Genomic DNA, 15,289 nt, shown 5'->3' with positions numbered 1-15,289 from the left:
GGCACACCGGCACCGTCGCACCACCGAACACCAAGCACCAAGCACCAAGCACCGACAGTGACATCAACGAGGGGAAACAGCATGCGCAAGTTCACCGTCACGGCAGCGGTCCTCGGGCTCGCGGCCCTGGGCCTCGCCGCTCCCGCCACCGTCGCCCAGGCGGCCGAGAGCACCGTCGCCGGCCCCGGCTGCGACAGCAAGTGGGGCCCGCGCAACGGCAACGTCTACGCCTGGGAAGGCTTCGACTGCTCCGGCACCCAGCTGATCGCCACGGCGGGCAGCAGCAGCGACTGGGGCTCCGCGAACGACCGTGCCTCGTCCGTCATGAACCGCGGCTTCACGGGCAACCTGTCGATCGTCGCGTTCTACTTCTTCGCGGACTACGAGGGCGGCCACGCCTGCCTCCAGCCGGGCGAGCTGTACGCCGACAACCTCTCCGACAACTTCTTCAGCAGCGGCCCCGTCGTGAACGACAACATCAGGTCGCACCGCTGGGTGAACGGGGGCTGCTCGGTCAACCTGACCTGACCGGCCCGGCGACGAACACCACGAACGTCCGGAACCTCCCCAGGGTTCCGGACGTTCGTGATTTCGCCACACCGGGTGAAAGATTGGGCTGGCCTCACCACCCCCGCAGTAACCTGGGCTTCCACCGTCTCACGGCCGCACCGCATGGGGGACTCCGTGGGAGATCCGCAGTACGGGCATGAACCAGACCACGGGACCGGGCGGGAACGGGAAGCGCGGACCACGCACTCGTTCCCCACCGAGCTACGACGACTCAGACAGGCGCGAGGCCTGTCACTGACCGACCTGGCACGGCAGACGCACTACAGCAAGGGCTACCTCAGCAAGATCGAGACCGGCACGAAACCGGCGACCGCCGACGTCGCCCGTATCTGTGACCGGGTCCTCGGCGCCGAGGGGCAGTTGCTCGAACTCGTACGAGCCGGGCCGCCACCGGCCGAGCCGGCCTCCGCCGAGCCCCGGCCCGGTGAGGTGTGCCCGTACCGCGGCCTGTCGGCGTTCACCCCGCAGGACGCGGACTGGTTCTTCGGCCGCGAGCGGGCGACGGCCGCACTGGTGGAGCGGGTCTTCGAACGGGTGGGCGGCGGCCCGCTGATGCTCGTCGCCCCCTCGGGCGCGGGCAAGTCGTCCCTGCTCAACGCCGGACTGGTACCGGCGCTGCGGCGCGGGGACTTCCCCATGCCGGGCGCCGACTGCTGGCCGGTGGTGACGTTCACACCGACCGCCCGCCCACTGGACGAACTCCTGGAGCGCACGGCGAAGGCGGCGGGCGGCGACCTGGCCGTGACGGCCGGTCAGGTGCGCCGACGCCCCGACGCGGTGCTGGACGCCGTACGCGCGATCGTGGGCGATCCACCCGCGCCGTCCGGCGGACGCAGGCCGCCGCCCTGCCGACTGGTGCTGATCGTCGACCAGTTCGAGGAACTGTTCACCCTCTGCCGGGACACGGCGGAGCGGCGCGCGTTCGTCCGGGTGCTGTGCGCGCTGGCCGCGCCCCGCCAGGAGGAGAGCGTGCACGGCCCCGCCGTGGTCGTGCTGGGCGTCCGCGCCGACTTCACCGGCGACTGCCTGGACCTGCCCGAGCTGGCCCCGGTCCTCACCGACGGGCTGTTCGTGCTGCCGCCCATGTCCGTGGGGGAGTTACGGGAGTCCATCACCCGTCCCGCGGAGCTCGCCGGACTGACGCTCCAGCCGGGCCTGGTCCCGCTGCTGCTGCGCGACGCGGGACTGCGCGACACCGGACCGCACGACGAGCCGGGAGCCCGGCTCCCGCTCCCGCTCCCGCTTCCGCTTCCGCTTCCGCTCCCGCGAACCGGGGACACTTCGCAGGCCGGCGCCGACGCCACCCCCTCCGGCGTCCTCCCCCTCGTCTCCCACGCCCTCCTCGCCACCTGGCAGCACCGTGAGGACTCCGCGCTCACCGTCGCCGGATACGAGCGGGCGGGCGGCATCCGGGGCGCGATCGCCCGCACCGCGGAGAACGTCTTCGCCCGCCTCTACCCCGCCGAACAGAAGACGATCCGCCGCCTGCTCTCCCGTCTGGTGTACGTGGCCGACGGCGGCGGCGCGACCCGCCGCCGCATGAGCGGGGCCGCGCTGATGGAGCAGTTCGGCGACGCGGACGGCGCGTCCGCCGCGCTCGACGCCTTCGTACGGGCCCGGCTCGTCACCATGGACAGCGACACCGTCGTCATCACCCACGAGGCCCTGCTGCAGGCCTGGCCGCGGCTGCGGGACTGGATCCACGCCGACCGGGCCGGACTCCTCCTGCACCAGCAGCTCACGCACGCCGCCGTCGAATGGGAGCGCGAGGGCCGCGACCCGTCCGCGCTGTACCGGGGCACCCGGCTGAGCACCGTACGCGCGTGGGCGGACGAGCTGGACGGCCGGCACCGGCTCGGCCCCGGCGAGGAGGCGTTCCTGCACGCGAGCGTCGCCGAACAGAAGCGGTACGAGCGGCAGGCCGGACGCCAGGTGCGGCTGCGGCAGACGATGCTCGCCACCCTCGTCGTCCTGCTGGGGCTCGCCCTGACCGCCGGGGGACTCGCCTACCAGCAGCGCGAGAGCGCCCTCGACCAGGAACGCGTCGCCCGCTCCCAGGCCCTCGCCGTCCGGTCGGCGTCGCTCGCCGGGGGCCGCCCGGAGGCGTCCATGCTGCTGGCCGGGGAGGCCTACCGGGCGCACGCCACCGCCGAGGCGCGCGGCGCCCTGCTGAGCACGCAGTCCCAGCCCTTCCTGGCCCGGCTGAGCGGTCACCGGGGGCCGGTCAACGCGGTGGCGTTCGCGCCCGGCGACCGGCTGCTGGCGACCGGCAGCACGGACGGGACGGTGACGGTGCGACGGGTGTCGGACCACCGCAGGACGGCCACGTTCACCGTGGCCGGGCCGGTCCGCTCGATCGCCTTCAGCCCCGACGGCCGTACGCTCGCGGCGACGTCGGCGCACGGCCCCGTGAGCCTCTGGGACGTCTCCGGGCACCGCCGGAAGGCCGTCCTGGGTTCCGGCACGGAGGCCGCCAGGGCGCTCTCCTTCGACCCGCGCGGACACCGACTCGCCGTCGCCACCGTCGACGGCCCGATCGAAGTGTGGGACACGGCGGACACGCCCCGGGTCACCGCCACCCTCGAGGGGCACGCGGGAGCGGTCAACGCCCTGGACCACGCCCCCGACGGCCGGACGCTGGTCTCCGCCGGTGCCGACCGGACCGTCCGCCTGTGGGACACCGACCGGGGCGGGCGGAGCGACGTGCTCGAGGGACACACCGACGAGGTGCTGGGCGTGGCGTTCTCCCCCGACGGCCGGGAGGTCGCCTCCGGCGGCGTCGACCGGACCGTACGGCTGTGGGACGTACGCGCCGGACGGCTCGCCGCGACCCTGCCCGGCAGCAGCGACGACATCAACGCCGTGGCGTACACGCACGAGGGCGACACGGTCGTCGGCGCGGTCGGCGACGGCACGACCCGGCTGTGGGACGTCCGCAGCGGCCGGCAGACCGCCGTCCTCGCCGGCCACACCGACTATGTGATGGGGGTGGCGGTGACGGCCGACGGCACCCTGCTCGCCACCGCCGGCTTCGACCGGTCCGTGGTCCTGTGGAACCTCGGCGGCCCGGTGCTGACGGCCCATCCGTTCACGGCGGTCTGGCAGGCCCGTTACAGCCCCGACGGGAAACTCCTGGCCACCGCCGACGCCGATCACACCGTACGACTGTGGGAGGTGAGCGGGCGCCGGCTCCTCGCGACGCTGCGGGGCCACAAGGAGGCGGTCTTCTCGGTGGCGTTCGCCCCCGACGGGCGGATCCTGGCGTCGGCGGACTCCGACGGCGGGATCCTGCTGTGGGACGTCGCCGCGCGCGGACCCCTGGGCACCCTGACCGGCCACAAGGGGCAGGTCTACGCCCTCGACTTCGCCCCCGACGGCCGCACCCTCGCCTCGGCCGGCGCCGACCGTACGGTGCGTCTGTGGGACGTGGCGGAGCGCGCGCCGCTCGCGAAGCTCACCGGACACCGGGACTACGCGAACGCGGTCGCCTTCAGCCCCGACGGCCGGACCCTCGCGAGCGCCTCCGACGATCTGACCGTACGCCTGTGGGACGTCGCCTCGCACCGTCAGGCCGGCCTGCTGAAGGGCCACACCGGCGCGGTACGCGGTGTGACCTTCACCCCGGACGGCCGGACCCTGGCCAGCAGCGGCAACGACGGCACCGTACGGCTGTGGAACGTCCGCACCCGCCGCTCGGAAGCCGTCCTCACCGGCCACACCGGCGCCACGCGGGGCATAGCGTTCTCCCCCGACGGCCGTACGCTCGCCAGCAGCGGCAACGACCGCACGGTGCGGCTGTGGGACGTCGCCGGACGGCGCCCGTGGGCGACGCTCACGGGCCACACCGACGCGGTCTGGAGCGTCACCTTCAGCCCCGACGGGCACACGGTGGCGAGCGCCGGCACGGACGGCACCGTACGGCTGTGGGACCTCGACCCCGGGGCCCGCCTCGACCGGATCTGCCGGCTGCGCGCGAGCCTCGACGCGGACGCGCGCGCCAAGCTCCTGCCCGACGTCCCGCCGTCCGACGACGCGTTCTGCGAAGCCCGGGGATGACGGCGGGACGCCTGCTCGGCGGGGGTTTCCCAGGTGTTTCCCGTTGCCCGTCGCAGGGAGGCGACACCCGGCTCCTCGACAGGCGGCCGGCGCGACCAGCAGGCTCGTGAACGACCGAACGACCACTCACCAGCCACAGGAAACGGGGGTCCTGGCATGGTCCGCCGGACCGGTCTCATCAGCACACTCATCGCACTGTTCGCCTTCCTCCTCTGGACGCCGGTGTCCGCCACCGCGGCACCCGCCCAACGAGCCGCCACCTGCGGCGCCCTCGCACCCGGCGCCTCGGCGGCCGCCGAACGCGCCATCGCCGCCGCCTGCGCCGAGGTCGCCGCCGGCACCTGGTACACGTGGGGCGGCGGGCACGGGCCCCAGCCGGGCGCCACCTACGGCCAGATCGACCCGACCGACCCGGACAGCGAACACGACCCCGAACGGCGCGGCTTCGACTGCTCGGGCCTGGTCCGGTACGCCTACGCCGAGGCGGCGGGCGCCGACATCATCAACGGAGTCGCCAGCCAGCAGTACTACACGCACCGTGCCGCCGCCCGCTTCACCGCGGCCCAGGGCCTGGCCCCGCTGGTCCCCGGCGACCTGCTCGCCTGGGGCACCTCGCGGGACCTGCACCACATCGCCATCTACCTCGGCGCCGGCAAGATGGTCGAGGCCAAGGAGTCCGGCACCCGCCTGATGGTCAGCGACGTCCGCCTGAACGGCGACTACTTCGGCGCCGTCCGCGTCAACACGGGCCAGGTCACCGGCCACATCCACCAGACGTGGGGCACCGGCGTCTGGACGAAGGCGGCACCCGCCCTGTCCGCCGCCCGCGTCTACGCCTTCCCGTACTCCACCACCATCCGCGTCCAGTGCCAGAAGCACGCGGAGGAGGTCACCTCCGACGGCTACACCAACGACGTGTGGTCCTACCTGCCGGACTACAAGGCATGGGTGACCAACATCTACATCCAGGGGGCGGCCTGGCTGGAGGGGGTTCCCGAATGCGGGGCGGGGGACCCGGGGACCCGCCGGTAGGCGTCGCCCGAGCATGAACCGTGTGCCCCCGTCCGACGTGCCGGACGGGGGCACACGAGCCGAGCGCGCGCTTCCGCGCGAACCTTGCGCGTCAGACGGCGGTGACGCCCGCCTCCGTCAGGAAGGTGCTCGGTTCGCCCCACCAGGACACGGCGAGGCTGTCCCGGGCGCGTGTGCAGGCCACGAACAGCAGGCAGCGTTCGGACATCAGGTCCGTCTCGTGCTGCTTGGGGTCGATCTCGGGCGGCGTGACGGCCTTCGGGAACGGCAGGGTCTCCTCGCCCACGCCGATGACCGCGACGCAGCGGAACTCCAGCCCCTTGAACGAGTGCATGGTGCCGACCCGTACGGCCGCCGGGTCCCCGGTACCGGCGTCGGCGGAGCGCAGCGTCACCGCGGGAACCCCGGCGTCCTTCAGGTGCGCCACCGCCTTCGCGCACGTCTTGTTGAACCGGGCGCTCACCCCTATCTCCCCGGCGCCGACCCCCGCGTCCAGCCACGCCCGCACCCGGTCGACGAGCGCGTCCAGTTCGGCCTCCTCGCTCGCCGCACCCCGCACGTCCGGCCCGTCACCGTGCAGGGCGGAGCGGTAGCCCAGCAGTGTCTCGCCCAGGCCCTCGTCCTCGAGCCGGTCGACCGGCCGGCCGACCAGCAGCGCCGTGGACCAGCGCAGGATCTCCTGCGTGCTGCGGTAGTTCTTCCGCAGCTTCACCGACCGCCCCGTCACTTTGATGCCGAGGGACTTGAGCGACACCTTCGAGTCGTAGATGCGCTGGTGCGGGTCGCCCGCGATGAACAGGTCGTCCGGGCGGGCCGGAACGGCCGCACGCAGCAGCCGCCACTCACCGGCGTACGAGCGGGTGGCGGAGTCCTCGTCGAAGCCCCGGCTGTTCGCGAAGTTCTCCGACGGGTGATCTCGTCCAGGGTCGCCGCGTCCCGGATCTCGACCGCCCGCGTGACCTCGTTGATGCTGGACTTCTGCTTCATCGCCCAGTCGATGGCCTTGTCGTGCGGCAGCACCCGCAGCAGGACGAAGGTGTCCCCGGTCGGCGGCGCGAGCACCACCACCCGCCAGAACTGGTCGATGCGGATCGTCCGGATCTGCTTGTCCTTCGCCTTCGTCAGGCTCTCCAGCTTCAGCCCCGGATCCTTGAAGAGCTGATCGAGGGTGAGTCGGCCGAACTTCTCCCAGGCGTCCAGGACACCCTTCCTGACCGGCGGCTGAAGCTTGGGCAGTTCCGCGAAGAAACCGATGTCGAAGGCGAGCTGCGGCATGGGTGGATCCTAGTGTCCGTGCGGGCGGGGGCAGAGACGTAGGCCAGGTCAGGGAGAAGATCCAGAGGCGCCGCCGTCGAGGTCCAGGCGGATCACCGCCAGCGTCTCCGCGACCTCGGCCGTCAGCTCGTCGTCCGGGCCGTACACCATGCACAGGTCCGCGTGCAGCGGCTCCAGCACGTCGTACGCCTCCGCCGCCCGCTGCTGCGCCAGGAGCAGCATGCCGATGTCGCGGCGCAGTTCCACCGCGTTCTCGCTCGCGTCGCCGTCGACGGCCCGGACGGCGTCGAGTACGCCGTTCAGCCCGGCCAGCGCCTCGGTGACCTGGCCGAGTTCGCCACGGCAGCGGGCGGCCTGGGCGCGGCAGTCCAGCGACTCCTCGCTGTTCGGCCCGCTGACCCGGCCGTACGCGTCGGCCAGGGCCTCGAACTCCGGCAGCGCGGAACGGTGATCACCGGCGAGCTGGCGGCTGAACGCCCGGCGTCTGCGGAGCGCGAGTACCGCCTTGCTCTCCGCGCCGAGTACCCGGGCGGCCGGATCGATCATCTCGCCCACCACCTCGGCCGCCTGCGAGAAGCGGTCCTCGTCCTACAGCGCGGCGCAGTGCTCGTACACCTCGCGGGTCCGCTCCCTCAGTTCGTTACGCTGGGCGGGCGGCAGCACGGGTGCGGGCACCGCGTCCGGCGCGTTCCGCCGCGCACCCGCGGCGCCGGCGCGCGAACGGGGCGCGTAGGGGTGGCGGAAGATGCCGGTGGGGTCGGGCGCCCCGACGGGACCCGCCTGCGGCGCGGGCTCCCCACCGGGCGCGGGCAGGAACGGCCGCAGCCGCTCGTACACCTCCTGCACGTCCACCGGACGCGCCTCCGGCGCCTTGCGGAGCAGGTGCAGGACGAGTTCCTCCAGCGCCTGAGGCACGTCGGCGCGCAGCTGCCGCAGCGGTGTCGGGGCCGCGTTGATGTGCTGCATCATCAGCTGCCACTTGCTGTCCCCGCCGAACAGCGTCCGCCCGCAGAGCAGTTCGTGCAGCACGCAGCCGAGCGCGTACAGGTCGGTGCGGGGCGTGACCCGCGCCCCGCGCACCTGCTCCGGCGCCATGTACTGGTACGTCCCGACCGGACTGCCCGTCGCCGTCAGCTTGGTGACGTCCGTGCGCAGGATCGCCGCGATGCCGAAGTCCAGCACCTTCACCGTGCCGTCGCGGGAGACCAGGATGTTGCCCGGCTTCAGGTCACGGTGGACGACCGGCACGTCGTGCGCGTACGACAGCACGGTCGCCACCTGCGCCGCCACGGCCACCGCCCAGCTGACGGGGAGCGGCGGCCGCTGGTCGGGACGTACGTACGCGGTCAGCGGGACGCCGTCGACCAGCTCCATCACGAGGAACAGCTGCTCGTACGACTCGTCCAGGACCGCGTCGTACACCTGCGGGACGCCCGGGTGCTGGATCCGCGCGGTGACGCGTGCCTCGCGCCGGAAGCGCTTCTCGAACTCCTCCGCCAGGTGCGGGGACGTCACCGCCTGCGGCCGGATCAGCTTCACCGCCACCGGGCCGGTCCAGCACGGCGTCGTAGCCGCGCCAGACGTCCCCCATGCCGCCGTGGTCGAACTGCTCGAGGAGTTCGTAGCGTCCCGCGATCCGTCGTACGTCGTCCGGCACCTGATCCCGCCCCCGCTCACGTGGAGTGCCCGAAGAGTGCTGCGCTGTGGTCGGGATCAGTCTTCCGGGCGGGGGCGCGTGCGTCCAACCGGGACAGGTGGTGCGGGTGTGATCAGGTCAGCCGGAGTACGCCGTGCACTCCGCCCACACCGTCTTGCCCGGCCCGCCCCCGGCGCGCGGCGAGCAGCCCCAGCGGTCGGCGAGCGCCGCGACGAGCAGCAGGCCGCGCCCGCTCTCGCCGTCCTCGGGCGGTGTGGCGGGGAGTTGGGGGAGGCGTTCGTCCCGGGTGTCGGTGACCTCGATCCGTACGGTGCGGGCGGCCGGGTCGGCGGTCAGACGTACGTGGAAGTCGCGGCCGGAAACGTGCCCGTGCCGCACGGCGTTGGCGGACAGTTCCGCCGCCACGAGCGTGACCGTGTCGTGGGCGTCGCTGTCGTACGGCACACCCCAGGCGTCCAGGCAGTGCTCGCACATGCGCCGGGCAAGGCGGGCGCCGCGTGGAGTGGAGCTGAAGCGCATCGAGAACTGGTGCACCGTAGGGGGCGATTGTGTGACGTTCATGCCCTTACGGTGGCGTGCCGTCGCCCAGCGTGACCAGTGGTGACGCGCTGCTTCCGGGGGTTCGTACGCGGTGGGCGCGGGCGCTGTACGGAACGGTACGCGGCACAAGGCGAGGACCTGGCGACAAGAGCCGGCCGAGGGCCATGTGGGCCGCGCCGTCAGGTGTCGTTGGTCAGTTCCAGCTTGTGAGGTCCCCGACGAAGTCCGCGTACGAACGGTTGCTGCCGCGCGGGGAGGGGATCAGCCGGTGCTTCAGAGCCTCGCGGGCGACCGCTGGGCCGTCGCACTCCCGGAACACCGGCATGCCCAGCCCTCGCTTGAGTTCCTCCTTGGCGTCCTTGAGACGGCCTGTGTCCTTGTCGAGCAGACGCTCGGGCACCCGCCAGCGCGGGCGGACGTGTGGGAAGGCTTCGGGGAAAAGCAGCAGCCAGCCCTCGCTCTCCCACGCCGCGAGTGCGACCGCGGTCCGAAACTCCGTGCACTGGCGCGCGAACTCCCCGGACAAGGCCTTGCGGATCCGGTCGTACTGGGTGTCGGTGTAGCCGTCCAGGTCCTCGTGGACGATGAACCCGAGCAGATCGGACCGCTGCTGGCGGGCTTTGGCCCGGGCCTTGCCGGCCAGTGCCCGCACTGCTGCGGTGAGGTCCGGGCCGGACTTCCGGCGCAGCCGCACCGGGTCGTTGATGCGGACCAGCTTGGCAGCCGCGCCGAGGTCCGGTCGGTGGGCGCGTATCAGTGCGGCCAGGATGTCGCAGTCGTTCTGGTCCTCACCGGCCAGCACGATGATGCCCCGCTTGTCGGCCTGCGGTCCCTTCGGGGTCACAGCTCACCCCCGGTGAGGTCGCCGCCCAGCACGCCGGAGAACCACAGTTCGCCGAGCGGCTGTTCACCCGATTCCTCCACGATGGCCTTCACTTCGCCGACTGTGAGCGCCGGGATGATCGACGCACCGTCCTCGTCGCGGTCGCACACGACGAACTCCTCCGGCCGCAGCCGGTTCACGAGGGCGGGGGAGTGGGTGGCGACGATGAACTGCGTCCGCTCGGCGGCCTCGCGCAGCCGCTGTACGACGAGTTCCAGCGCCTGTGGGTGCAGCCCGTGGTCGATCTCCTCGATGCAGGTGAACGCGGGCGGGTGGGGGTCGTAGAGCAGGGCGAGCAGTCCCAGCAGGCGGACCGTTCCGTAGGAGGCGTCGGCGAGGGGAGTCAGACGGCGCAGGCCGCGCTCGCGTAGCACGACGGTCAGCTGGTCGGTCGCCCCGCCGGCTTCCTCGAACTCGATGTTCTCCAACTGCGGGAGGACCGTGCGGGCGTCGGCGACCAGATTGTCCCAGATCTCCTCGCGGCCGCTCAGATGGATCAGGAACCCGGCCAGGTTCTCGGCGTGCGGAGAGAGCGCTCCGAAGTCGGTACCGCGCAAGCGGGTCGGCTGCCGGGCGGCTTCCACGTCGACGTCGAAGACCCGGAACGACGACAGCCGGTCTGCGACCCGGGTCACCTCGTCGCCGCCGTCGGCGGGGCCGAGCCGGGGAAGGGTGGACAGGCCGCTACTCAGCCTGCGGATGCCGATGCTGGAGCTGCCCCCGCTCTTGCCCGCGCGTACGTCGAGGATGCGCGCTTCCTCACCCGAAATGGTGATGCGCCGACCCCGCCCCTGCCTACGCTTGAACGCGAAGCTCTCTTCGCGGGAGAGCGTGTAGTAGGACGGTCGTTCGTCGCTCCGCTTCAACCGCAGAGAACGGCGCCGGATGGTGAGGCCGTACTCGTCCGGTGCGTTGAGGGTGGAGTTCGTGGTCCAGGTCGCCTTGAGTTGGATGCGCATGGTCGTCGGCGGCTTGGTCCCGCCCCAGAAGGCCACCTCGTCGAACCCGCCGCGGGCGTCGAGCGCCGGCTGGAGGTCGGTGCGGATGATGTCGGCGAGGAAGTCGAACACCTTCAGCACATTGGACTTGCCCGCGCCGTTGGGGCCCACTAACACGGTGAGTGGGCCGAGCGGCACGGTCACGTCGCGCAGACTGCGGAAGTTCTCGACGTGCAGTTCGAGGAGGCGGCCAGGCATGGGACGAAACCTATCGGGTCGGTGATCTCGGTGCGGTGGTTCGGTGCGGACGTGTGGCCCCGACCCTTTGCCTCCCTCCTGTGAGTGCGCGGCCGGAACGCCGGCCAGAGAGTGGGTCCGCTGCGAGGCGTCCCGGCTTGCTGAGCAGATTAGGGCTGGTCACTGACAGCACGTCCGAGGTCCGTGACGTTCGGCGTGGTGCCTACCGGGTCAGGTGAGGGCCGCAGGTGAGCGCATCGTGGACCGGTTCACCGGGACGGGTGGTCGAGGGGCGGCCCGGCACTCAGGGTGGCGGGATGTGGCCTAGCGTGACCAGTGGTGACGTGCTACTTCCGCGGTTTTGTACGGGAGGTGGGTGCGGGGCGCTGTACGGGACGGTACGCGGGGAGAGGCGGGCAGGGCGATGACCGAGGTGCGGGACGAGGAGTCGGCGGCGGTACGGCAGCAGCGGCGGCCGGAGGACGAGCCCGGTACGGGCGTGGTGACCGCGTTCGGACGGCAGCTGAAGCTGCTGCGGACGCGGGCGGGGATGGAGCGGGCGGAGTTCGGGAGGCGGGTGGGGTACTCGGCGGACTCGGTGGCTTCGATCGAGCAGGGGAGGCGGATTCCGCAACCTCAGTTCATCGAGCAGGCGGATGAGGTGTTGGGGGCGGGTGGGCTACTCAACGCCCTGAAGGGGGAGATGGCTCGGGCCCAGTACCCCAGGTTCTTCCGGGACATGGCAAGGCTTGAGGCAGAGGCGGTCGAGCTCTGCGCTTACGACACCATCGTGGTGAACGGTCTCTTGCAGACCGAGGAGACCATGAGAGCCATCCTGGCCATGCGCCGCCCGCTGCTGGATCAAGAGACCATCGAGCAGCGAGTGGTTGCCCGTCTGGCGCGACACGAGATCTTCAACCGCTGGCCCGCCCCTCTGATGAGCTTCGTCATGGAAGAGGCAGCTCTGCGCAGGCCGCATGGGGGAAAGGCAGTGCTACGAGGGCAGCTTGAGCATCTACTCCTTGTGGGGGACAAGCGGAATGTGGAGCTGCAAGTCATGCCCACGGATCGAGATGACAACGCCGGCATCGACGGACCCTTCACGGTGATCAACCGCAAGGGCGGAGAGCAGTTCGTGTACGCGGAAGTACAGGGCAGCAGCAGTCTCGAGACCAAGCGGGACGAGACGAACCTGGCGGCGGCCCGGTATGGGATTATCCGTAGCCAGGCGCTCGCTCCACGGGAGAGCCGGGATTACATCGCGAAGCTGCTGGGAGAGCTATGACAGCCACTGAGAGCCGGACGTTGACGACCGAACTCGATTGGGTCAGGAGCAGTTACAGCGGTGCTGAGGGTGGCCAGTGTGTAGAGGTTGCCGCAGTGCCCGGAGCGGTCCTCGTGCGTGACTCCAAGTGCCCGGCCGGTACCAGGTTGGCCTTCGGGCCGAAGGCGTGGGCAGGGTTCGTGGAGAAGGCTGCGGGATGAGCGAGTGGTGGAGCCCGGCGCGTGCTGGGCTCCACCCTCTGCCTCAGAAGTCGTCCAACCCTTCCTCCCGGCGGATCATCCGCCAGGCCGCGCGGCGAGCGCTGCGGTCGAGGTTGGACTTGAACTTGTAGTCCCCCCGCAGGAGGTCGGCGACGGACCACGCGTGGTTCGCCAACTCCGTGTGCTTACTGCTGTTCAACTGGATCCCCGGATTCCTTCCGAAATGTCCCGACCCCACCGCCCGAGCCGATCAGTGGGCCGGGCGGTCCGACAAGTGTGGTCTATGTGTGAAGGGGCGCGTGCCTAATGGGGCGAATCGCCACCCGGACCGCGTACCTCCGCCGCCTCCCGCGACGGCAGCAACTGCCCGCCCGTGAGCCCGCCCGCCAGCAACCGCGCCGTCTCCTCCGCCAGCCGCGTCGCCCGCCGGGCCTCCGCCCGGAGCGCGTGTACATGCCGGAAGGCATCGCCGTACCGCCGCTGCTCCTCCAGCGGCAGCAACGGCACCCGCAGCCGGCCCGGACTGACGCTGAGCACCGTGCTGCCCGTCGACGCGCCCGCGATGTTCTCGTCCGCCCCCAGGAACCCGGCGAGGAACCAGGCGTCCAGGCGCTTCGGGTCCGGGCGGAACAGGTGGATGTGGAGTCCGAGCAACGCGCCGGCGTCCTCCTCGCCCGCCACCCGGGCCATCGGCCCCTCCCCGCCCACGACCGCCCGTACGAGAACGTCCCCCACGGCGATCACCGGAGCCATGTCGCTCCGCAGCTCCGCCGGGTTACCCGTGGGACCCGAACGGCGCGAGATGTCCGCGCCGGTGAGCACCGCGCGGACCTCCGCCCGCTCCCCGCTCCCGTCCTCGTCCGTCCGCCCGCGCGTGCCCTCCGGCACCGTACGCAGCAGGGTGAGCGCCCCGCCGCGCGCGAGGTCGGAGGCGGTGGCCGTCCGCCACTCCCGTGCCGTGGCCCCGGCCGCGCTCCACTCCTCGTGACCGGCCGCCCGCGCGAGCGCCTTCGCGGCCCGGGCGAGGTCCCGGCGGGTGGTGGCGACCTCGGCCGACAGTTCCGCGGGATCGGCCTCGGAGCGTGACGCCCTTACGAGCCGGGCCGGGGTCAGATCCAGCACGTCGTCCAGCAGATCCACCACACCGACCGCGCGCGCGACACCCGGTTCGCCCTCGAACACGTCCGGGGCCTCCGCGAACGCCCGCCACGCGTCCAGGGCCCGCGCTGTGACGCCCGGCCAGTCCAGGGAGGCGGACCGGCTCGCCCCCCGCGTACGGTCCGTCGCCGCTCCCGCTGACGCCGTGTCCACGAAGAGCACCGACTTGCGCTCCGCGCCGCCCGGTTCGGGCCGTTGCAGCACCCACACCTGAAGCCCGATGTGCAACGGCACCGACGCGCCCACCGGCAGCGCGATCACCGCCCGCAGCGCCCCGCTGCGCACCAGCTCCTGCCGCACACGCCGCCCCGAAGCGCGCCCGGCCGTGGCCGGCGGCAGCAGCAGCGCCGCGTATCCGCCGGGCGCCAGGTGGGCGAGTGCGTGCTGCACCCACGCCAGCTCGGACTCGGCGCGGGCCGGGACGCCGTACGCCCAGCGGGGGTCGTAGGCCAGCTCGTCGTGCCCCCAGTCCCGGACGCCGTACGGCGGATTGCACAGCACCGCGTCCGCGACCAGCCCCGCGAACGCGTCCGCGCGCAGACTGTCGGCGGCGCGCAGGGTGACCGTGGCCTCCGGAGCCGTCAGCATCAGGCTCACGGCGCTGCGCCGGGCCTGCACGGGCAGGCTGTCCTGGCCGTACAGCTCGCGCGCTCCCCGCCGGGCGGCAGCCGCCAGCAGAGTGCCGCCACCACAGGCCGGGTCCAGCACACCGGCCGGGGAGCCCGGGATCAGCTGGGCCATCAGGTCGGCCAGCGGTGCGGGCGTCGGATACGCGCCGGACGCGGCACTGTCCTCCAGCTCCCGTTCCGCGAGCACGCCCAGCGCCGCCTGGCCGCCCTCGTCCCGTACACACGCGTACAGCGCGCGCAGCGCCGCCGCGTCCCCCGCCTCGAAACGCACCGGGTCGGCGGCGGGCACGGCGTCGGCCGCCGCCACCGCGTCCCGCCGCGCGTGCGCCACGAGATCCGCGTCCGGCAGCTCCATGACAGCCGTCAGCTCCGCCGCCGTATGCCCGGCCGCCGCCAGGACGAGCAGCAGCAGACCCTCCGACGTACCGCTGCCGCCGCCCTGCGCCCGCAGGCGCAGCGTCGTACGCAACTCCTCCGACGGGGTGGCCGCCGAGGTGTGACCACGCGAGGCGAGCCAGGCGCGCACGGACTCCAGGTCGTACAGCGGACTGCTGTCCGTGCCGCCGGCCGGCGCGGGGAAGTCCTCGTGCCGACGGCGCCAGTTGCTGACCGTGGCACGCGTGACCCCCGCGATACGGGAGATCTCGGCGGCGGTCACCTGCGCGGATGACTGGGGCATGGCGGAAGTCCTGACCCTCTCTGGAGTGAACAGTCAACAACCTACAGCGCCCGCCATATCTGTCAATGTGATTGACGAGGCTTTCACGGATGTGCTTCTCTGGTGTCGCTTCCGGGGCATGGGTGGCTACCCGGGAATCGCAGTTCAGGG

10 protein-coding genes and 2 pseudogenes are annotated in these 15,289 nt (G+C 72.2%); 5 read left to right on the top strand and 7 right to left on the bottom strand.

Going from position 1 to position 15,289, the window contains the following annotated elements:
• The first annotated feature begins 81 nt into the window (after window positions 1-81).
• From ACGFR9_RS00845 to ACGFR9_RS00835, 3 genes are all read left to right on the top strand, one after another.
• Window positions 82-528, top strand: a complete 447-nt coding sequence (locus tag ACGFR9_RS00845) for a peptidase inhibitor family I36 protein (RefSeq protein ID WP_393201565.1) — start codon at window positions 82-84, stop codon at window positions 526-528.
• Window positions 529-684: 156 nt separating this feature from the next.
• Window positions 685-4,626: a helix-turn-helix domain-containing protein gene (locus ACGFR9_RS00840; RefSeq protein ID WP_393201562.1), complete on the top strand. Its 3,942-nt coding sequence runs from the start codon at window positions 685-687 to the stop codon at window positions 4,624-4,626.
• 156 nt (window positions 4,627-4,782) lie between these two features.
• Entirely contained in the window at window positions 4,783-5,658 is an 876-nt protein-coding gene (locus tag ACGFR9_RS00835) for an NlpC/P60 family protein (protein ID WP_393201559.1), read from the top strand.
• A gap of 91 nt (window positions 5,659-5,749) precedes the next feature.
• Here ACGFR9_RS00835 and ACGFR9_RS00830 read toward each other — a convergent pair.
• The 5 genes and pseudogenes from ACGFR9_RS00830 to ACGFR9_RS00810 form a co-directional block, all read right to left on the bottom strand.
• Window positions 5,750-6,933, bottom strand: a pseudogene (locus ACGFR9_RS00830) (3'-5' exonuclease).
• Between the two features lie 48 nt (window positions 6,934-6,981).
• Window positions 6,982-8,524: pseudogene (locus tag ACGFR9_RS00825) on the bottom strand (protein kinase).
• Between the two features lie 183 nt (window positions 8,525-8,707).
• A complete protein-coding gene (locus ACGFR9_RS00820) occupies window positions 8,708-9,151 on the bottom strand; it encodes an ATP-binding protein (RefSeq protein ID WP_393201556.1) in 444 nt (147 codons plus the stop codon).
• A 172-nt stretch (window positions 9,152-9,323) separates the two neighbouring features.
• The gene (locus tag ACGFR9_RS00815; protein ID WP_393201553.1) at window positions 9,324-9,974 is read right to left on the bottom strand and encodes a hypothetical protein; all 651 of its coding nucleotides are present in this window, start codon (window positions 9,972-9,974) and stop codon (window positions 9,324-9,326) included.
• Entirely contained in the window at window positions 9,971-11,209 is a 1,239-nt protein-coding gene (locus ACGFR9_RS00810) for an AAA family ATPase (protein WP_393201550.1), read from the bottom strand. Before ACGFR9_RS00810 ends, ACGFR9_RS00815 begins: the two co-directional genes overlap by 4 nt.
• Window positions 11,210-11,612: 403 nt before the next feature.
• Here ACGFR9_RS00810 and ACGFR9_RS00805 point away from each other — a divergent pair, with 403 nt between their 5' ends.
• Together ACGFR9_RS00805 and ACGFR9_RS00800 are read left to right on the top strand one after the other, a co-directional pair.
• Window positions 11,613-12,473: a helix-turn-helix domain-containing protein gene (locus tag ACGFR9_RS00805; RefSeq protein ID WP_393201547.1), complete on the top strand. Its 861-nt coding sequence runs from the start codon at window positions 11,613-11,615 to the stop codon at window positions 12,471-12,473.
• Window positions 12,470-12,673, top strand: a complete 204-nt coding sequence (locus ACGFR9_RS00800) for a DUF397 domain-containing protein (protein WP_393201544.1) — start codon at window positions 12,470-12,472, stop codon at window positions 12,671-12,673. The genes ACGFR9_RS00805 and ACGFR9_RS00800 overlap by 4 nt, the downstream gene beginning before the upstream one ends.
• A gap of 43 nt (window positions 12,674-12,716) precedes the next feature.
• Here the strand turns inward: ACGFR9_RS00800 and ACGFR9_RS00795 are convergent, their stop codons facing one another.
• Both ACGFR9_RS00795 and ACGFR9_RS00790 read right to left on the bottom strand, forming a co-directional pair.
• Window positions 12,717-12,872 (bottom strand): hypothetical protein, encoded by a 156-nt coding sequence (locus ACGFR9_RS00795; RefSeq protein WP_393201541.1) that lies wholly within the window; start codon window positions 12,870-12,872, stop codon window positions 12,717-12,719.
• A gap of 104 nt (window positions 12,873-12,976) precedes the next feature.
• A complete protein-coding gene (locus ACGFR9_RS00790) occupies window positions 12,977-15,139 on the bottom strand; it encodes an N-6 DNA methylase (protein WP_393201539.1) in 2,163 nt (720 codons plus the stop codon).
• Window positions 15,140-15,289: the final 150 nt, after the last annotated feature.

The organism is Streptomyces sp. NPDC048584, from assembly GCF_043199595.1.
GTDB classification, from domain to species: domain Bacteria; phylum Actinomycetota; class Actinomycetes; order Streptomycetales; family Streptomycetaceae; genus Streptomyces; species Streptomyces edwardsiae.
This window is presented reverse-complemented; position numbering and strand designations above follow the sequence as displayed.